The sequence below is a fragment of the Mucilaginibacter sp. RCC_168 genome (assembly GCF_041355315.1).
GTDB lineage: Bacteria > Bacteroidota > Bacteroidia > Sphingobacteriales > Sphingobacteriaceae > Mucilaginibacter.
The window spans coordinates 149,714-170,418 of record NZ_JBFUPN010000016.1 but is presented as its reverse complement, the minus strand read 5'-3'; the positions used below and the strand labels follow the sequence as shown (position 1 = coordinate 170,418).

13 protein-coding genes are annotated in these 20,705 nt (G+C 44.3%); 5 read left to right on the top strand and 8 right to left on the bottom strand.

Going from position 1 to position 20,705, the window contains the following annotated elements; genetic code table 11:
* Positions 1-42 precede the first annotated feature (42 nt).
* Positions 43-1,719, top strand: a complete 1,677-nt coding sequence (locus tag AB6735_RS16775; protein WP_370997003.1) for a GMC oxidoreductase — start codon at positions 43-45, stop codon at positions 1,717-1,719.
* 496 nt (positions 1,720-2,215) lie between these two features.
* On the opposite strand, the gene AB6735_RS16770 is transcribed toward AB6735_RS16775, so the two are convergent.
* Positions 2,216-2,944 (bottom strand): zinc metallopeptidase, encoded by a 729-nt coding sequence (locus tag AB6735_RS16770; RefSeq protein ID WP_370997002.1) that lies wholly within the window; start codon positions 2,942-2,944, stop codon positions 2,216-2,218.
* A 138-nt stretch (positions 2,945-3,082) separates the two neighbouring features.
* On the opposite strand from AB6735_RS16770, the gene AB6735_RS16765 reads away from it, so the two are divergent.
* Entirely contained in the window at positions 3,083-4,222 is a 1,140-nt protein-coding gene (locus AB6735_RS16765; protein ID WP_370997001.1) for an NAD(P)/FAD-dependent oxidoreductase, read from the top strand.
* Between the two features lie 220 nt (positions 4,223-4,442).
* Here AB6735_RS16765 and AB6735_RS16760 read toward each other — a convergent pair whose 3' ends face one another.
* Entirely contained in the window at positions 4,443-4,835 is a 393-nt protein-coding gene (locus AB6735_RS16760) for a winged helix-turn-helix transcriptional regulator (protein WP_370997000.1), read from the bottom strand.
* Positions 4,836-4,929: 94 nt separating this feature from the next.
* Here AB6735_RS16760 and AB6735_RS16755 point away from each other — a divergent pair, with 94 nt between their 5' ends.
* On the top strand, positions 4,930-5,670 hold the full coding sequence (locus tag AB6735_RS16755) for an SDR family NAD(P)-dependent oxidoreductase (protein ID WP_370996999.1): 741 nt from the start codon (positions 4,930-4,932) through the stop codon (positions 5,668-5,670).
* Between the two features lie 57 nt (positions 5,671-5,727).
* Here the strand turns inward: AB6735_RS16755 and murF are convergent, their stop codons facing one another.
* Together murF and recQ are read right to left on the bottom strand one after the other, a co-directional pair.
* A complete protein-coding gene (gene murF, locus AB6735_RS16750) occupies positions 5,728-7,080 on the bottom strand; it encodes a UDP-N-acetylmuramoyl-tripeptide--D-alanyl-D-alanine ligase (RefSeq protein ID WP_370996998.1) in 1,353 nt (450 codons plus the stop codon).
* 137 nt (positions 7,081-7,217) lie between these two features.
* The gene (recQ, locus tag AB6735_RS16745; RefSeq protein ID WP_370996997.1) at positions 7,218-9,374 is read right to left on the bottom strand and encodes a DNA helicase RecQ; all 2,157 of its coding nucleotides are present in this window, start codon (positions 9,372-9,374) and stop codon (positions 7,218-7,220) included.
* A 204-nt stretch (positions 9,375-9,578) separates the two neighbouring features.
* On the opposite strand from recQ, the gene AB6735_RS16740 reads away from it, so the two are divergent.
* Positions 9,579-12,083 (top strand): M14 metallopeptidase family protein, encoded by a 2,505-nt coding sequence (locus tag AB6735_RS16740; protein WP_370996996.1) that lies wholly within the window; start codon positions 9,579-9,581, stop codon positions 12,081-12,083.
* A 121-nt stretch (positions 12,084-12,204) separates the two neighbouring features.
* On the opposite strand, the gene AB6735_RS16735 is transcribed toward AB6735_RS16740, so the two are convergent.
* From AB6735_RS16735 to AB6735_RS16720, 4 genes are all read right to left on the bottom strand, one after another.
* Entirely contained in the window at positions 12,205-14,667 is a 2,463-nt protein-coding gene (locus AB6735_RS16735; protein ID WP_370996995.1) for a TonB-dependent receptor domain-containing protein, read from the bottom strand.
* Positions 14,668-15,012: 345 nt separating this feature from the next.
* Positions 15,013-15,231, bottom strand: a complete 219-nt coding sequence (locus tag AB6735_RS16730) for a hypothetical protein (protein WP_370996994.1) — start codon at positions 15,229-15,231, stop codon at positions 15,013-15,015.
* Between the two features lie 29 nt (positions 15,232-15,260).
* Positions 15,261-16,934 carry a PspC domain-containing protein gene (locus tag AB6735_RS16725; RefSeq protein WP_370996993.1) on the bottom strand — a complete coding sequence of 558 codons (1,674 nt, stop codon included), beginning with the start codon at positions 16,932-16,934 and terminating at the stop codon, positions 15,261-15,263.
* A gap of 24 nt (positions 16,935-16,958) precedes the next feature.
* Positions 16,959-17,291, bottom strand: coding sequence for a PadR family transcriptional regulator (locus AB6735_RS16720; protein WP_370996992.1), 333 nt, complete (start codon positions 17,289-17,291; stop codon positions 16,959-16,961).
* Positions 17,292-17,474: 183 nt separating this feature from the next.
* On the opposite strand from AB6735_RS16720, the gene AB6735_RS16715 reads away from it, so the two are divergent.
* Entirely contained in the window at positions 17,475-20,702 is a 3,228-nt protein-coding gene (locus AB6735_RS16715) for a SusC/RagA family TonB-linked outer membrane protein (RefSeq protein WP_370996991.1), read from the top strand.
* Positions 20,703-20,705: the final 3 nt, after the last annotated feature.

Genomic DNA, 20,705 nt, shown 5'->3' with positions numbered 1-20,705 from the left:
TTTTTATTTTAGCAAAGACCAATTAATGCTATTATAAAGCTTATGGACAATTACCATTATGATGCCATTGTTGTAGGCTCCGGAATTTCGGGGGGATGGGCGGCAAAAGAGCTCAGCGAACAGGGTTTAAAGGTATTGATGTTGGAGCGGGGCCGAAATATAGAACACATAAAAGGCTATACCAATGCCAATAAAGCACCATGGGAATTGCCGCACCGCGATGTAGCTCCGCAATCAAAAATAAAGGAATATACGGTGCAACAGGAGGCGCATGGCCTTAATGAAGCCAATATGGATTACTGGGTGAACGAGCAGGAAAGCCCATATACGCAGGTTAAGCCCTATAACTGGCGGAGAGGTTATCACGTAGGCGGCCGCTCCTTAATGTGGGGCAGGCAAAGTTACCGATGGAGCGATTTTGATTTTGAAGCCAATGCCAAAGAGGGCATAGCTATCAATTGGCCGGTGCGGTATAAAGATATAGCGCCCTGGTATGATCATGTAGAACGCTTTGCCGGCATCAGCGGTTCTGTGGAAGGTTTACCGCACCTGCCCGACGGGCAGTTTCAACCGGCCATGGAGTTAAATTGTGTAGAAAAAGAGGTATCGGCCCGTATAAAAAAGCAATATGGGGGCCAGCGTCATATGATCATCGGTCGTACGGCTAATATTACGAAGTCGTTGCCAGGCCGAACCAATTGCCAGTATCGCAATAAGTGCGCATTGGGTTGTCCCTTTGGGGGATATTTCAGTACGCAATCATCCACCTTGCCTGCGGCGATGGCTACGGGAAACCTTACGGTTCGCCCATGGTCTATAGTTACCCAGGTATTGTATAACAAGGATACCAAAAAGGCAACAGGTGTAGAAGTGCTGGATGCGGAAAACAATAAAACATATACTTATACCGCGAAGATCATTTTTTTAAATGCCTCCACTTTTAACAGTGCCTGGATCCTAATGAACTCGGCTACAGATGTATGGCCCGGTGGATTGGGCAGCAGCAGCGGCGAGTTGGGGCATAACGTGATGGATCATCATGTAGGAGGTGCGGCCAGAGGGATTATGGAGGGCTATGAGGATAAATACTATTTTGGACGCAGAGCCAATGGTATATACATACCGCGCTACCGTAATTTATTTGGCGACAAACGCGATTATCTGCGGGGTTTTGGTTACCAGGGTTCGGCAGGCCGTGAAGGATGGAGCAGGGAAATTGCCGAACTAAGCATAGGCGCCGATTTTAAAGACGCGTTGACAGAGCCGGGAAACTGGGTTATGTCTATGGCGAGTTTTGGTGAAGTACTGCCTTATCATGAAAATAAGATCAGCATAAATAAGCAGGTTAAAGACAAATGGGGGCTTAATACTTTATCTGTCGATATTGAGATGAAGGAAAATGAACGCCGGATGGAAGCCGAATCGTTAAATGATGCGGTGGAAATGCTTGAAAAGGCTGGGTTGAAAAATGTAAAAGGATTTATAGCCCGCAAAAATATAGGCGCTATACATGAAATGGGCGCTGCACGCATGGGACACGACCCCAAAACATCGGTACTTAATAAGTGGAACCAGGTTTGGGATGCCAAAAATGTATTTGTTACCGATGGATCATTCATGGTGTCCTCATCCTGCGTAAATCCATCGCTGTCCTACATGGCCTTTACCGCGCGGGCTGCACATTTTGCTGTTAATGAGTTAAAGCTGGGGAATTTGTAATAGATAAAGGGTGATGTTAATAAAGTCGTCATTGAGAGGCACGAAGCAATCTCTAAGCTATACAGGGCCGCTTGACTTGGCGTAGACCCGCTCTTGGCCGCGGGAAGCCAGTTACTTTTGTCTTGATACAAAAGGTAACCAAAAGATCAAGTCACCAGAAATGCTTCTTTGCGCACAAGGCCTTTACCCAGCAAACCGGGCAGAACCACGGGCTGCTAAACCTTACCTCCACTTCGTTCGCTCAATTCCCGATGCTTCGGCAAGGTTTGCTAATGCCCCTGCAGCCGCACAGGTCACTATTGTTCTGCCCGCTTTCACCCGAAGCTGTTCTGCTGACGGGGAAAAGAAGAACTACTTAATAGCGTAAAAATCAATAATTCACTAAATCAGTAATTCAATAATTAAAAACCGCCCGAAGCTGTTCTACTGACAGAGGAACCAAAAAAGGCCCGGCATTCTACTTGCTTATCGCTCCCCCTTCAGGGGGCTGGGGGGCTCAGTTTCTTCTGTTAAACAAAAACGAAGCGTAATAAACCAGCGTAGCCAGCGCGCTCAGGGCGGCAACTACATAGGTCATGGCAGCCCACCAGAGGGCATCTTTGGCTTGCTCATGCTCCTGCGTGGTTTGCATAATGCTGTAATTGTTATCCAGCCAGGCCAATGCCCGTCTGCTGGCGTCAAATTCAACGGGAAGTGTTATAAAACTAAAAAAGGTAACCAATGCCAGCGCGGCAACACCTACCGCCAATACATATGGGTTGTTGGCAAAAAATAACAGCATAATGCCGATGAACAAGGTCCACTGGGTTAGGGTTGATGCCACATTGATAATAGGTACCATAGCCGAGCGGAAACTTAGCCATCCGTAAGCCTGTGCATGCTGAACGGCATGCCCGCACTCATGCGCGGCAACAGCAGCCGCGGCAATACTCCGGCTGTAAAAAACATCCTGGCTAAGGTTCACTGTTTTTGTTTCGGGGTTATAATGATCAGTGAGCTGTCCTTCAACAGAAATTACCTGTACATCAAATATGCCGTGGGCGCGCAGCATTTTTACAGCCACTTCCTGGCCAGAAAGGCCGGACAATAATGCCTCCTCTGAGTATTGTTTAAACTTGCTTCGAAACCGCCACTGCACAATAAAGCTTATCAGGGCGATCGCGATCATCAGGAACCAGGCCGAATTGTAGCCGATATATCCAATAATTATTGATAAGTGATTCATTTTATTAAGTCAAAAGTCAAAACGCTTGTCAATTTTATTATTCAAAAACTATTCCGATTCATTTACTAAGCCAAATTAAAAGACCTTATTCTGTGTAATGTTCTATTTTGAATTTTGAATTTTTACTTTTGACTTAAATTGGAACCTTCATTTTCATACTGGGAGCACACCGCGTTTATTGATCAGGCTGATGTGATTATCGTTGGCAGTGGCCTTGTTGGCCTGAGTGCCGCGCTGCATTTAAAAAAACAGCAGCCTAATTTAAAAGTATTGGTGTTGGAGCGAGGCTTTTTACCATCGGGCGCCAGTACTAAAAACGCAGGTTTTGCCTGTTTTGGTACAGTTTCCGAGCAAATTTCTGTTATCAATCAATCATCCGAAGAAGAAGCCATGCGTTTGGTAGCCTATAAATGGCGCGGCCTGCAACGATTACGGGAAAACCTGGGCGATGCCTACATGGATTATTATCAGCATGGCGGTCATGAACTTTTTATGAGCCACGAAAAAGACATCGCTCAAAACTGTATAGAACAGATCAGTCATCTGAATAAATTATTGCAGCAAGCTATTGGCCAACCTGACATTTATGCAGTGGCTGATGCTAAAATTGCAGATTTTGGCTTCGGTAATGTTAGTCATTTAATATATAACCGCTTTGAAGGACAACTGCATACCGGTAAAATGATGCGTACCTTATTATATAAGGTATATAATTTAGGCGTGCTGGTGTTAAACAATTGCGAAATATCAGCCATTGAACAGGAAGACAGTCATATCAGGCTTATTACTTCGCAAGGCAATTTTAAGGCTGGTAAAGTAATAATGGCTACCAATGCCTTTGCCCGTCAGCTATACCCAGAGCTCAATGTGATCCCGGGCAGGGGGCAGGTGATGGTCACCAAACCCATTCCCGGCTTAAAACTGAAAGGCACTTATCACTTTAACGAGGGTTATTACTACTTCCGCAATATTGATAACCGCGTATTGTTTGGCGGCGGCCGTAACCTGGATTATAAAGCCGAAGAAACCTGGGATTTTGGACATACCGATACAGTAAAAGAAAGTTTAATTAGCTACTTACACGAAGTGATTTTGCCTGGTCAGGATGTGGAGGCTGATTACTGGTGGAGCGGCATCATGGGCTTTGGCGAAGAAATTACTCCTATAATAAAACAAATACAACCCAATATATTTTGCGCTGTACGCTGCAATGGTATGGGCGTGGCTATGGGGAGTTTGGTTGGTGAGGAAGTAGCGGAGCTGACTTTGAAAGGATAAATCATTTCGGTCGCTCAAATCCTGACTTCTGCAAAACCTTGCTATGCCCCCTACAGTCGCACAGGCCACCATTGTTCTGTCCGCTTTCGCCCGAGTTTATCTACTGACGGAAGGCAAGAAGAATGCGAGACTTTAATCAATAATTCACTAAATCACTAATTCAATAATTAGCCCCGTTTATCTGCTGACTGAGAAAAACCTGTGACTTTTGGCTGAAGACTCAAGACTTCGAACTCATGACTTCCTCTCCTGAACTTACAACTCTATTCGGCCTGTTGGCATCGCCCCATTCGGAGAGGCAGTAAAGCACTGATTTCAGGCTTTGACCTAATTCGGTTAAGCGGTATTCTACTTTTGGTGGTACTTCGGGATAAACCTGTCTGCTAATGAGTTTGTCCTGTTCCAGTTCACGCAGTTGTAAAATCAGTATCCGTTCAGAAACATTAGGAAGTGAGTTTTTGAGCTGACTGTAACGCATACAACCCTGCAATAACAATCGCCATAAAATTTGAGGTTTCCAGCGCCCGCCTATCAGGTCGAGCGTGTAAGAGGTACCGCAGCCGGCCAGGATCAGCTTTTCATTTTCAAGGTTGGTGGAGGTTTCCTTTCTCATACTTACATTTATGTTAGTACTATACAAATTTATCAGTATGTACAAATGTATGGGTTTGGTGGTAGCTTTGCAACAGTATTAAAACAAACAGCACATGCAAAAATTAAAAGATAAAATAGCCTTGGTTACCGGAGGCAGCCGGGGTATGGGCGCGGCAATAGTAAAACACCTGGCACAGGAAGGCGCCACGGTGGTTTTTACTTATGTAAACGGAAAAGAAAAAGCACAGATCCTGGTAGACGAATTAACCGGCGAAGGATTAAACGTATTGGCAGTTAAAGCGAATAACGCGGTGGATGGTGAAATAACCTCAGCCTTAACACAAACGGTTGAAAAGTTTGGTAAACTGGATATCCTGGTCAACAATGCGGGAGTTTATACGGGTAAACCGATGGAAGAACATACACTGGATGATTACCGCTTTACTATGGATGTAAATGTGAAAGCGGTTTTTGAGGCAGCGATTTTCGCCGCGCAAAAACTGGAAAAAGCAGGCAGATTTATTACCATAGGTAGTAATATGGCCGATAGGGTTGTTGCGGCGCAGGGCACATTGTACTCCATGAGTAAATCGGCGTTAATTGGCCTTACTAAAGGTTTAGCCCGAGATTTGGGTCCGAAAGGCATTACGGTAAACCTGGTACAACCCGGCCCTGTGAATACCGATATGAATCCGGCAGAAGGTAGTCATGCTGATCATGCACGCAGCTTAATGGCCATTCCCCAATATGGCGATCCGCAGCAGATAGCTGAAGTTGTAGCCTACCTGGCCAGCCCATCGGCAAGCTTTACCACGGGATCCATCATGACTATTGATGGTGGGTTTAATTGTTAAGTTTTAAGTCTTGGATGGTATTTTTTGACTTAGGACTCATGGCTTAGTGCTTATGACTCAAAACAACTCCACCAATCTTTCCAAAGCCATTCCACGGGAACCTTTGATCAGGATGGTGGAGTTTTTTATCGGATGACTTTTAAGCCCTGTAATGGCATCTTCGGCTGTTAAATAAAAAGTTGCAACCAGATTTTGACTTTTGACTTTTGACTTTTGATTTTCAAACTCCTTGCCTATAAATATCCTTTCATCAACAGGTGTATCAAACGCTTTTTGAAGAACGGTAAGATGTTCGGCCGGCGATTCATGGCCCAGCTCAAACATATCGCCCAGGATAAGCACTTTTCGTTTCGCATCAATTTTGTCCATGTTTTCGATGGCTACGGCCATGCTGCTGGGGTTGGCGTTGTAGTAATCGCAGATGAGCGTATTGGTAACAGTTTGCACAATCTGCGAGCGGTTATTTTTAGGTTGATAATTCTCGATGCCCGCGTTTATTTCCTGTGCTGAAATTTTAAAATAAGTACCGATGCTGATGGCCGCCAAAATATTATTCAGGTTATAGGCTCCGGTAAGTTGTGTTTTAACCTTATAGTTTTCGCCGGTTGTATTGTTGGTCCATTGAATAGTAAGTAAAGGCGCGTTCTCGATGATCTCACCGCTGATGAGGTTGTCAATATCCTGCGTGCCATAATAAACCACATGGTGTAAATGCCGTGCTTCGGCCATTTCCATTAACACCGCATCGTCGCTATTGATAAAAACAGCAGAATTGCTTTCGGACTTGCCGACTTTCGGGCTTTCGGACTTTCGGAAGAAATCATACAATTCCCCTTTACCCTTTTTTACACCTTCAACACCGCCGAAGCCTTCCAAATGGGCCTTGCCCACATTGGTAATTAACCCGTGTGAGGGCTGCGAGATGCTGCAAAGCAGTTCGATCTCCTTCTGGTGATTGGCGCCCATTTCTATTACCGCCGCCTCATGCGTGGCATCAATAGTTAATAGGGTGAGCGGCACACCAATATGGTTATTCAGGTTGCCCTGCGTAGCCTGGGTTTTAAAATGTTGGGATAGTACAGCATTGATGAGCTCCTTGGTGGTGGTTTTGCCATTGGTACCCGTAAGCCCGATGACTGGTATTTGTAATTGCCTTCGATGGTGCCTGGCCAGGTCCTGCAGAGCGCTTAATACATCCTCAACCAATAAATATCGCTCACCCAGTTGATATTCCGGATTATCTATAATAGCATAGGCTGCCCCGGCTTCTATGGCTTGCCTGGCAAAAGTATTAGCATCAAATTGAGCGCCTTTGAGAGCAAAAAATAAGCTGCCGATGCCAATTTTCCGGGTATCGGTACTGATTACAGGGTGTTGCAGGTATAACTGATATAGTTGTTCAGTAGTCATATTTTAGTATCAAGTAGCGAGTATCAAGTATCAAGACTTTTTTTAGAAGTGGATATCTTTACCGGCATATTAAAACGCTTTAAAATTATGCATTTTTTTGTCTTGATACTTGATACTCGCTACTTGATACTAAATAACTAATTTTTGTTCATCCAGCTTATTACGGCTTTAATTTCGCCGTAGGTGTAGGCATCGCCTAAAACTTCTTTAAGAGGGGCCAGGCGTTCAGCGCCATAATTTTCTACGGCTTCTATAATTATGGGCAATTTGGTTTCTGCCACCAGTTCTTTAACATCCAGATCGCCGGTTTGTACAAAATAGCTCAAGTGGCTTTCGATGGTTACCTGCGAAAGACCCCTCGCCGCCGCGATTTCTGTAACGTTTTTACCCTGGCGGTATAAGTTAAAAGTTTCGGTACGGGTGTCTGTTCCGCTTCGGGGGGTGCGTGCAGGGCGCTCCGTTTTGGTTTTGCGCTCCCGCTTGGGCGATTTATAGGCGATCTTCGATTCCAGGCCTTTGGCTTTGCAATAATCCTTAACCGGCTGTAAAAGCTCGCGGCCATAACGGGCCAATTTAACATCGCCAAAGCCGGATATCAGCCTCAGCTCATCCAAACTTTGGGGCAGGTAAGTAGCCATTTCCAGTAAGGTAGCGTCAGATACGATGATGTATGCCGGCACATTTTCCAGTTCGGCAATATCGCGGCGGGTGTTTTTTAACCTGCTCAGCAATTCTGCCTCATGTGGCGGCGCAGCTTCGGTATGGTGCTCTTCGGTGGTTTGTGTCTCAATAAATTCAACCTTTTGCAGGCCTTTAAGCACCAGCGAACTTTGGCTGGTTAGTTTCAATACCGGGTAACCATCGTCGGTTGCCTGCAGATATTCCAGGGTGATCAATTCCCTAATGTAACGCTGCCGGTCGACCTTGCTGATATCGGCACCGATGCCGTAGGTTTTTAATTGCTTATGCTCTTCGCGGATCTTCTCATTTTTCGATCCCCGTAAAAAATCGATCACATAATTTACACCGAACCGCTCATTCAACCGGGATACCGCCGACAATGCTTTTTGGGCGATCAACGTACCATCAAACCGTTTAAACTCGGTCAAACAAACATCGCAGGAACCACAGTTTGGCGGGAAAGCCTCGTCGAAATAATTCATGAGATATTGCCTGCGGCAGGTTTGTAGCTGGCAGTATTTTACCATATCGTTCAGCTTGTTGAGCATAATGCGGCTTTGCTCTTCGTTGCCTTCAATGCGGGCAAAGTGCTGCAGCTTACCGGCATCGCCCGGCGAATAAAGCAACAGAGCCTCCGACGCTAAACCATCTCTGCCTGCACGACCGGTTTCCTGATAATAGCCCTCAATGTTCTTAGGCAGATCTACATGCACCACATAGCGCACGTTCGATTTATTGATACCCATACCAAAAGCGATGGTAGCCACAATGATCTTGACATCGTCGCGTAGAAAAGCCTCCTGGTTTTTGGCCTTAACCTCATTATTGAGGCCCGCATGGTAGGCTTCGGCTGCAAAGCCTTCATCTTTTAGGTCGGCGGCCAAGTCTTCGGTTGATTTACGCGAAAGGCAATAGATGATTCCCGATTCATCCGGGCGCTCCTTTAAAAAAGTGATAAGTTGCTTAAACCAACTCTTTTTCGGCGTAACCCGGTACGTGATATTAGCCCGGTTAAATGAGGATACAAATACCGCCGGCTGGTGCAGGTTCAGTTTTTCGAGAATGTCTTTTTGGGTAAGCTTATCCGCAGTAGCCGTCAAAGCGATCACCGGCACATTCGGGAACTCGTTTTTCAGTTGGGCAAGCATCAGGTATTCGGGCCTGAAATCGTGACCCCATTGGGATATGCAATGCGCCTCGTCAATGGCTATTTGTACTACGTTGAGCGTTTTTAAAAAAGGTACCAGTTTGTTTTCCTGGCCGAAAAGACGCTCGGGGGCCAGGTATAACAGTTTGATCTGATTGTTTCTTAATCGTTCCACCAGCTGGCGCTGCTCCTCGGGTGTTTGGGCCGAGTTCAAAAACGCTGCCGGAATACCGCTCACATTCAGACTATCGACCTGGTCTTTCATCAAAGCTATCAATGGTGATATCACGATAGTGAGCCCGTTAAGTAACACTGCGGGTAGCTGATAACATAAGGACTTACCACCACCGGTGGGCATCAACGCCATCACATCCTGCTTGTTCAAAACATGCTGAATAATGGCCTCCTGCTGGTGCCTGAAATTGCTGTAACCGAAATATTTTTGAAGAGCCTGTAATGGGGTCATATAATTAGATGTGCAGATGTTTTTAGATGTGCGGATGTGCAGATATGCAAATGTGCAAATTTTGGATGATGTCTGAACTCGAATCAATAGAATTTAAGAATTAACAGAATAATCGGATTATATTCTGTTAATTCAATAATTCTACAAATTCCGGTTCAGACAAAAAATCACCATATTAGCGTATCTCATAACCATATTTTTACTATGATAAAAAAGCTACTCCTTGTTTTAATAGCCGTTGCTTCGACATCGGCTGCTTTTGCGCAAAAAATACAATCGCCCGATGAGTTTTTAGGGTATAAACTGGGCGACCAGTTTACGCCGCATTATTGCATTGTTGATTACTTTAAATACATTGCCCAGGCATCAAAAAATGTAAAGCTGCAACAGTTTGGCAGTACCAACGAAGGGCGCCCGCTGCTGGCCATGTTCATTGCTTCGGACGAGAACATTGGTCGCCTGGAAGAGATACGGCACAACAACCTGCGCCTGGCTGGTATGGAAGGCGGCAGCGTTATAGCTAACGCCCCTGTAATTACCTGGCTGAGCTATAATGTGCACGGTAACGAACCGGCATCAAGCGAGGCCGCTATGTGGACCTTGTATGATCTTGTGGACCCAGCCAATACGGCTACCAAAGCCTGGCTCAAAAATTCCGTGGTGGTTATCGATCCATGTTTAAACCCAGATGGACGCGATCGTTATGTGCATTTCTATAATTCGGTAAGGGGCGTCGTACCCGATGCCAGCCCCACTGCGCGTGAACACGTGGAGCCATGGCCCGGCGGACGCGTTAACCATTTTTATTTTGACCTGAACCGCGACTGGGCCTGGCAGGCACAAAAAGAAACACAGGCACGCGTAGGCCTGTTTAACCAATGGCTGCCCCAGGTTCATGTAGATTATCATGAACAGGGATACAACGCTCCCTATTATTTTGCACCCGCTGCCGAGCCCTATCACAAGGATATTACCAAATGGCAGCGCGATTTCCAGGTAACCATAGGTAAAAACAATGCCAAATATTTTGATCAGAATGGCTGGATGTATTTTACCAAGCAGGAGTTCGATCTGCTTTATCCATCTTACGGGGATACCTATCCTTTGTACAATGGCTCCATCGGTATGACTTATGAGCAGGGCGGCATCAGCGCTGGCCTGGCTGTACTTACCCGCAGCGGCGATACGCTTACTTTTGCCCAGCGTATAGCGCATCATCACACTACTGGCTTAAGTACAGTGGAAATAGCATCGGCCAATGCTCAAAAATTGCTGGATGAGTTTAAAAAGTTTTATGATAATAACCGCACTAACCCTCCGGGCGAGTATAAAACCTATGTTATTAAAAATGATAATAACAATAACATCAATACATTGGCCAAAATGCTGGGCCGCAATGGCATCCAGTATGGTTTTGGTTTAGGGAACAAAACGGTTATAGGGTATGATTATTTTACAGGCAAAACCGAGCAATATAAAGTAGGCCCTAATGATATGGTGATCAATGCACATCAGCCCAAAGCTGTGCTGCTACATGTATTGCTGGAACCCAAAACCTTTATTGCCGACTCCAACACCTATGATATTACAGGCTGGGCACTCCCTTATGCTTATGGGTTAAAAACTTATGGCGTAAAAGAGTCGTTAAAACCAACGGCTACTACCTCGGGTATTGTTGAGCCGCAGCCACTGGCTAATACCCACGCTTATGCTTACGTGGCCAACTGGCAATCGGTTAATGATGTGCGGTTTTTAGCTGCTTTGTTTAAAAAACATATCAAAGTTCGCTACTCCGAAAAACCTTTTGAAGCGGCCGGCAAAAAATTCACGGCTGGCTCATTGCTCATCACCCGCGCCAGTAATGATAGGGCCGATTTTGACCAGGTGGTTACCCAAACGGCTGCATCCCTTAATGAAGGGCTCACGCCTTTGGCATCGGGCTTTGTTGATAAAGGCTCAGACCTGGGGTCAGACGCGGTGCGGTATATCCGGCAGCCACGGGTAATGCTCATATCAGGCGATGGTGTAAACGCCGAAGCGATGGGCGAGGTTTGGCATTTGTTTGAACAGCAATTGGGCTATCCCATTACGCTAATAAACTACCAAAGTCTTGGTCGTACCCGCCTTGCTGATTTTGACGTGGCTATTTTCCCGGATGGTAATTATGATGATTTTCCATCAGAAAAGCTTCAAGGCTGGATCCGCGAGGGAGGCAGGTTAATTGCCCTGGACAACGCGGTAGTGCAACTGGCCGACAAAAAAGGTTTCGCCCTGAAAAAGAAAGAAGAGAAAAAAGATGAGAAAGCGGAAGCTAAAGAAAAGGAAAACATTAAAATATATGGCGACCGTGATCGTGATGCCATCCGCTCCATGATTCCCGGCGCTATATTTAAACTCACGATGGATAATACCCATCCACTTGGCTTCGGTTTACCCAACTATTATTACTCATTAAAACTGAATGATGATATTTATGATTATTTAGGCAGCGAGGATGGCTGGAATGTAGGCACAGTGAAAAAGAACAGTTATGTATCGGGCTTTGTAGGTGCACAATCTAAACACAAAATTAATAACGGCTTGCTACTGGGTGTACAATCACTGGGCCGGGGTTCAGTGATCTATATGGTTGATGATCCGCTGTTCCGCAGTTTCTGGGAAAACGGCAAACTGCTGTTCAGCAACGCGGTATTTATGGTGGGGCAGTAGCCCCCTAACCCCCTAAAGGGGGAACTTTTGATTAGCAAATTCAATATAAAAAAATGGCCTGCATTATCTTTACAATGCAGGCCATTTTGTTTTATAGCTCCCCCTTCAGGGGGCTGGGGGGTTAATTCGCTCCTTTCACCCTTCCTTTTTCATCATCGGCGCCGCTTCTGTGTTCGCGGGTTTTTATTTTGTTGTTACCGAAGTTATAGGTAAAGGTTAAACGACCAACGCGTGAATCGTAGTTTTGGCGGATATCGAAATCGTTACCCAGGGTACGGCTGCTTAGGTTGTTGCGGCGCATGTAAAAAATATCGTCGAGGGCCAGTTTAATATTCGCTTTTTTGTTGGCAAATGAGTGGCTTACACCGGCATCAATGCCATAACGTGGTCTTATTTTGTAGATGCCATAGGTAAGCGGTGACTGATAATCGCCCCTGATCTCAAACTTATAGCTGCCAAAGGTTAATGTTTGTGTGGCTTTAACCTGTACGGTTACCTGGCCGTCGTTTAATTTACCGGTTCCTACAGAGTCTGATTTAAAGCCCAGGTAAAAGGTATTCACGTCAATATTGCCGGTCCACCACTTGGTAATGGTATATGGCGCGTTGATATTAAGGCTATAGGAGTTTTGGGTTTGCAGGTTAAGATTGGTTTGGAAAGATTTTTGACCTTCTGTTAATATGATCTCGGTGATCACATCCGTGGTGCGGCTATAACCTAAACTTACATTGATACTTTTATTATAGGTATAGTTAAACTCAAAGTTATTGGTGTACTGTGGTTTCAGGAAAGCGTTACCTTTTGAAAAGGTGTACGGATCAAGATAGTATACAAAAGGGTTCAGGTCATCATAGCCCGGGCGGTCGATACGGCGGCTGTAAGAGAAACTTAGCTCATTTTTATCATTTAGCGTACGGTTGATGAATGCGCTTGGGAACAAGTTAAAGTAGCTGCGATCAACCGGGGTGCTACCTAACAGGTTTCCGTTTGATTGGGTATATTCACCACGCAGGCCTATTTGTATAGACATTTTTTTGAACTGTTTATTCAGATTAAGATAACCGGCACTCACTTTTTCGGTATAAATAAAGCGGTTGGTGCGGGTAGTATCGTTCACATAACTGTTACCATTAAATATCTGGGCCTCCAGGTCGTTATCGGTTTTAACACTACTGAATTTTGCACCGGTTTCCAATTTTACAGTTTTTGATAATGGTTTGGCGTAATCAACCTTACCGGTATATATAGTAATGTTTGATGGTGTTTGGTTACGCAGCAGTTCTGGTTCACGTTGTTTGCTGCCATCAGCTAAAAAATAATTGGTATTATATTCAGCAATAGAGTTGTTTTTAAATTTTGAATAATCCAGATCCACGCTTAATTCCTGGCCGCTGGTATCGATCTTGAACCTGTCGTTCAGGTTAGCCGCAAAGTTTTTATAGCTTTGATCAATAGTGGACACAGTAGTCAAATATGAGTCGACACGGTTAGGTTTGGCGCCTAATTTGGTATTGCCATCATTATTGTCAACCTCAGAATTCGAATAGCCGCTCACTACAAAACCAATAGTATTTCTTGAGGTAACATCATAATCGGCACCTACGCGGTAGTTGTTATAATGATAAACATGCGGCATGCGGGTAAACTGGGTAAAATAAGTCGTGTCTATTGTATTTTGAGGGTTCTTTGCCCTGGTAACACGGTCAATATAGATATCACGGGTATTTTTGTTATCGCCACGGCTAAAGGTACCAAATACATTCAGGTTGCCTTCTTTGTGGTTTAAGTTCAGGCTGCTGTTATCCCTCCAAAACGCACCGCGGGCGGCGCCAACAGTAATACTGCCGTTTGTGCCCGATTGACTGTTTTTCTTTAGCTTGATATTGATGATACCTGAGTTACCGGCAGCATCATATTTAGCAGACGGGTTGGTAATGATCTCGATGGATTTGATGGTATTGCCATCTGTTGAGCGTAACAGGGTAGCCAATTGCGCTGCGCTTAAATAAGTAAGCTTATCATTGATCATCACGGTTACACCTTGTTTGCCTTTCAGGCTGATGTTGTCATCCTTATCAACGGTAACGCCAGGCGCTTTCTCCAGGATCTCCAATGCGGTGTTGCCAGCTGCCAGTACGCTGTTTTCCACATTCATTACCGTACGGTCAATTTTGCGCTCGATGAGTGGTTTGGTGCCGGTAATGGTTACACCTTTAAGCTCGGTGCTGCCTACATGCATGCTTAGCGCTGGTGCGGTAACGGTTGCGGCGCTCTCCGGAACGATGAAAGGAGTGGTTACCGCTTTTTGATAACCCACTACAGATGCTTTAACCAGGTATTTTCCTGAACGGATGTTGTCAAAGGTGTAAACGCCATTGTCATTGCTCAAAGCGCCTTTAACCACGGTTGAGTCGGTCGCCCTGATGAGGCTTACGGTGGCGTAATCCATCGGTTTGCCCTGCTCATTAAGCAATGAGCCAGATACCCTGGCACCTCCAGATTTACCCCCCTGGGCAAAGGAAGCGCTCCAGCTGATAACTACAAGCAGGAGGGTACAAAATATGTTGTTTATAAAAGTTTTCATGGTTTTGGTATTAAAAATGTTTGGGCAGTAAAAAGCCATCAAAGAGTTTGCTTCTTTTTAAAATTTGTGAATGAATGTTTTAGTTTATCCGGCGTTTACCGGTAATAGTTTTAGTATATTATTTTATATAGGCCGATTTTTTCATTGTGTTTGTTTTTATAGTTCAAATGTGCAAACAGATCCGGTTTTTGAGTAATGCTTTTAGGCGAAAACATCTAAACTTCCGGTAAACGGCCCAAAAACACCGATGAACATTACAACTCTTTTACTTTTATGTTATCCAGCCCGGTTAAATTCCCAGCTTTGTGTGGATTTTACATTAAGATGCTAAAAGTGGAGATAAGGTTACAGAGTATTTAAACTTTTTAATACCGGGAAGGCATTTTTAACCAGGTGGGCAATAAACAGGATTCCGCGTGTAGGGTTTTTAAGCGAAGTATTCGATGCCGTTATAAATTGTTCGGACTTTAGTGGAACGGCTGTTTTTGTGTTTAGAGAAAAGCAAAAGGGAATAATAAGCCCGCTAAATAATAGCAGGCTTATGTATTTTATCAGGGCTCTCATGATATAATAATAGGTTTAGGCAGAGTCGTTTACTGATCCTGGGTTTTCGCAGTATCAGGTACCAAATGATTTTTGATGCTATCGGCTTTTGCAGCGGCAGCAATGGCCGCAGTATCTATTTTACATTGTAAGCCATCAGCAGCCATAATGTATACAGAGCCGTTAGGGTTCTTTGGTGTATTGGCCTGTCCGCAGTCATATATGTTAAGGTCAAGATTCCGGTCAAGCTTTTCGTCAATAATCAGCTTGGCGTTCAGTGGGACTTTTAGTGTGATGTGCAGCTCCTGTCCGCGCCACATGGCACGTCCAAGTCTTTCCAGGTGACGATCAAATTTTAATACCGAATCTTTTTGTATAAAACGGTAACTAATGTTGCGGGCGTTGATCAGCGCGTCTTCATCGGTACGGCCTCTTGCGGTAAAGGATTCGACAAGCATGGGTTGTGGCACATCGCTCTTTTCTATATCGATATGTACACGATCTTGATGGTCAAAATCGTCGCCGTTATAATCATCATCAAGAATGATCATGCCATTAAACCTTTCCTTAATGCGCAGGCGGGTACTATCCTCGTTGGTTAAATACTTGGCATCATTCAGCTGTAAATAATAGGTGTTGTTGGGTGTTGCCTTAATGTTGATGGTTTTGCTCAGTTTAGCGCCTTCCTTAAAATCGGCCGAAGCTCTTGCACCATAGTATACAACCGCGCCCAGCGAAGCCAGCCATACGCATAATAAGGTAGTACCAATGGAGCGGTTAAAGGTGGCGTTTTTGAATAAAAAGCCAATGGTAACTAATATAAGTGTTAATAAAGGTATGGCTAAAAGCAGGAAACCACCTACAAGGAATATCAGGTTAGTATTCTCGTTAACAATATTGAATGGGAATATATGATATATATCTGTTTTACCGAAGGCGACAAAACCCACAAACACTACAATAAGCGCGATGGCTAACCCAAAACAGGCCAGCAGAATAGCAACCCCGATGAGTTTACCCAGCAAACTGCCGGTGCCTCTTAAAAAAGTACCCAGGTGTTCAAAAAAATCGCCCAGGAAATCGCGCACTTTATAAACAAAGGGGCGGGCTTCGTGGCGAAAATTGGATAGGTTTTCTTTTACCAGGCTCATTTCGTCCTCAAAGTTCTTTTTAAAACCTTTCAAGTCCTGTTTTTCGCCTTTCATGGCCATACGGTCGGCCCGCGAGGTAGCTTTGGGTACCACTATCCATAATATAACATATAATATAAGGCCGCTGCCCGCAAAAATTAAAGAGAGCGCAAAAGCCAACCTGATCCATACAGCCGGGATATCAAAATAATTGGCTATACCCGCGGCAACCCCGCTCACCAGGTGATCGTCCGGGTCACGGAAAAGACGGCGGCGTTCTGAATTATAACCAAAAGGATTGCTTCCAGCCGGTTTGGCCTCATCATCGGCCGATTCAAAATCTTCTACCGAACCCATTTGCTCAATAACCACTTTAACATCGGCCTCTACGATAACCTGTTTGTTTTGGTTGGCCAGTAGCTCGTTAAACATTTCGGCAATACGGTTTTCGATGTCGGTGGTGATCTCCAGGCTATCGGCCGACGTTGAAAAGTGACGTTTTACGTCGGTCATGTAAGCTTTGAGTACCTCGTAAGCATCCTCTTCTATATGAAATACGATGCCATTTATATTTATGATGATAGTTTTATTCATGATCTGTGATTTTTTTATAGGTCTTTATTTTCTCTCGCCGATGGCGGTTTGCACGGCATAAACCAGTTCCTGCCAGGTTTTATCCAGCTGTTCCAATACATTTTTTCCTTCTTCCGATAGCACATAATACTTGCGCGGTGGGCCTGAAACCGACTCCACCCAGTTGTAAGTGAGCAGGCCGTTATTTTTTAAACGGGTTAGCAGAGGATACAGAGTACCCTCAACTACAAGTAGTTGGGCTTTTTTAAGTTCAGCAATAATGTCTGATGCATATATTTCGCCCCTGGATATGATGGAAAGGATGCAGTACTCCAGTATGCCTTTCCTCATTTGGGTTTGTGTGTTTTCTACAATCATAATACAAAGATATATGTTTTAAATTGTATTATGCAATACATAGTACTATAATTATTAATTTTACTACTAAAAATTGAATTTTTAAAAAAAAATCATTGAATTGTAAGAATTTACTTGACTTTTTGATAATGTAACATTACTTTTATGATTAATTAACTATTAACTGATCTTATTATTAACGAAATGAAAAAACTTCTACTAGCAAGTTTGTGCATTCTGCTGTTTTCTATTACGCAGGTTTTTGCACAAAACCGTACAGTTACTGGTACGGTTACGGCCAAAGATGATGGCTTACCCCTTCCGGGAGTATCAGTAAGGGTAAAAGGGACCACAACAGGTACCCAAACAAGCGCCTCCGGAAAGTTTACTCTTAATGTACCGGCAAACGGCAAACTTTTATTTTCTTTTATTGGCTATGCCCCACAGGAAGTTTCTGTAGGTACTAAAAGTGTTATTACTGTTGTGATGGAATCTTCGGCTAAAAGCCTTGGTGAGGTTCAGGTTACAGGTGCGTTAGGTGTTAAGCGCCAGGCTAAAGAGCTTGGTTATGCCGCTACAAACATCTCCAACAAGCAACTTACCGAAGCCCGTCCAACCAACTTTACTAACGGTTTAACTGCTAAGGTTGCAGGTTTGGTTATTAGTACGGTAAACAACGGTCTTAATCCCGATACCCGTTTTACATTGCGCGGTAACCGTCACATTACAGGTAACAACTATGCGTTGGTGGTATTAAACGGTACGCCGATATCACCAAATGAGGTTACCACTATTAACCCTGATGATATTGAAAGCGTAAACGTGCTGAATGGTGCAGGTGCAGCTGCCCTTTATGGCTCTGAGGCGTCAAACGGCGCCTTGGTTATCACCACCAAACACGGAAGCGGAAGTGGCCAGCCAACCATCACCTACTCCAATACGTATCTTCGCGAGTCTGTTGCTTACATGCCGGCTTTGCAAAATAAATTTGGCGGTTATGGCGGTGAAGGTACTCCTTATCAGGATGCGGTAACCGGTTTTATTACTACTACTGTACCTTATGAAAACCAGTCATACGGTCCTGCTTATGATGGTCACATGCAAATGTTGGGTATTCCGTTGGAGGATGGTACCACACAGTCATATCCATATCAGTCTCCGTCAGGAAAAAGCTATGCGCGCCGTTTCTTTGTATCCGGTAACCAGGATCAGCATAGCCTTTCATATGCGGCTGGTGATGCCAATAACTCCTTCAATCTGACCGCTTTTCGCGTAGATCAGACAGGCATTGTACCGGATGATAAGTATAATAAAACACAGGTCCGGATCTCAGGAACCAAAACAGCTGGTATTTTTAGAGCCGAAGGAACAGCCAGTTTTTCACAGGGAAATACCGACACTTACGGTAACTATGGCGACATATTGAGCACCATATTCAATACCCCAAGCTGGGTGCCGCTTCAAAACTTTAAGGACCCAACTAAGCCATTTGCTGATCCAAGCACTTATTTTAACTCTTATGGTATTAATCCATACTGGAGTATCAAAAATTCAAGATCAATAAGACGTACTGATGTATTTAATGGTAGTTTCTCGGGTACTTTAACCCCAACCAAATGGTTTGATGCTACTTATCGCTTAAGTTATAATGGCGGTACTTATCAGCAAACAGATACCCGCGCCGAGATTGATTATACCCCGTATGCACTTAGCGACCCTACTCATGGTGGCAGCACCGTTGGTTCAAGCTATGGCGCGTTGATCAACCCCGGAACTGTAAATAATATTAAAGTTTTTGGCGACGGTAGTCTCCCAACCAACAGCGTTTTTGCCGGTCCTCAAGGATATAACCGTTTACAACAGGACATCTTAACCAACTTTCATAAATCATTTCTGAATGATCAGTTGAAAGCTAATTTATTAGTAGGTAATACCATTTGGCAGGAATATGCCAGCTTTGTTCAAAACGGATCAAATAACCTCCTGGTAAAAGATTTCTATAATGTAGGGTCTTTATTGGGTGTGCCAAGCGCTTCGGCCGGAACATTCAAGATCCGCCAGGTAGCCTACTTTGGTGATCTTTCATTAGGCTGGAGAGATTTCGCGTTTTTGGAAGGTACCTTACGTAACGACCATGATTCAAGACTTTCTGCAGCTAACCGTTCTATCTGGTATCCATCAGTAAAAGGATCATTTGTGCTTACCTCTGCTTTTGATGCCTTAAAAAACAACAAGATCCTTAACTACGCTAAATTAAGAGGTGGTTATAGTCAGGTGGGTGATGTAAACATTGGCCCGTATAGCCTGCTCAATACATTTGCATCAACAAGCGGTTTCCCTTATGGTAACCTTGGCGGATTGAACCTGAGCACGCAGCTAAATAATCAGAACCTGAAACCTGAGTTAACAAAAGAGTTGGAAGTTGGTACCGACCTGGGCTTTTTTGATGGCCGTATTAACCTGAGTGCCACCTATTACAATACACACACTAAAAATCAAACATTACCTATTACGGTTTCGCCAACAACCGGCTACCAAAGTACAATTCTTAATATTGGTGAAACACAAAACACGGGTTACGAGTTTAAACTGGACGTAACCCCGCTGCAAAAAACAGCAAACGGCGTTGGGGTTAGTTTAAGCGGTAATTTCGCTATTCAAAACTCAAAAGTGTTATCGCTGTTTGGCCAAACCAAGCAACTAACTTTAGGTGGTTATACCAATGCTACTACCAGTGCAGTAGTAGGCCTTCCCTATAGTGTTATATTCGTAACTGATCTTAACCGCGATCCGCAGGGGCGTGCCATTGTTGATCCGGTTACAGGCTATCCTTCATTAAACAGTAACCTTGTAAATGCCGGCCAAACTACACCTAAATACGTATTGGGTTTAACGCAAACCATCAGCTATAAATTTATTACCTTAGCTGTAACGGAAGAATACCGCGCAGGTAACGTTATCTATAGCCAAAGCTTACAATCAGCTACAGCTGCAGGTGTATCCCAGTTCTCTGTATCTTCAGATCGTCAGCGTTTTATTTTCCCGAATTCAGTGATCAACACAGGTACTGCTGATAACCCGGTTTATACCCCTAATACTACTGTAAGCGTTCAGGATGGTGGTTTAGGCTTCTGGGATAACGGCGCGTATTTCCAGGCCGGAAGTACTTATATAACCAGCGGCGCATTCTGGAAATTGCGTGAAGCCAACCTTTCCTTCGATCTTTCCAGATGGATCAAAAAAACCGGATTTATCAAACGTGCTAATTTTGCTTTTATTGGTCGTAACCTGTTTATGTGGCGGCCAAAAACCAATAACTGGGTCGACCCTGAGTTTGCTAACAGTGCTACTAACGGCGATATTGGTGTTAACAGCACCCAGCAAATGCCGGCAAGCCGTTTTTACGGAGCTAACTTAACAGTGACATTTTAACTA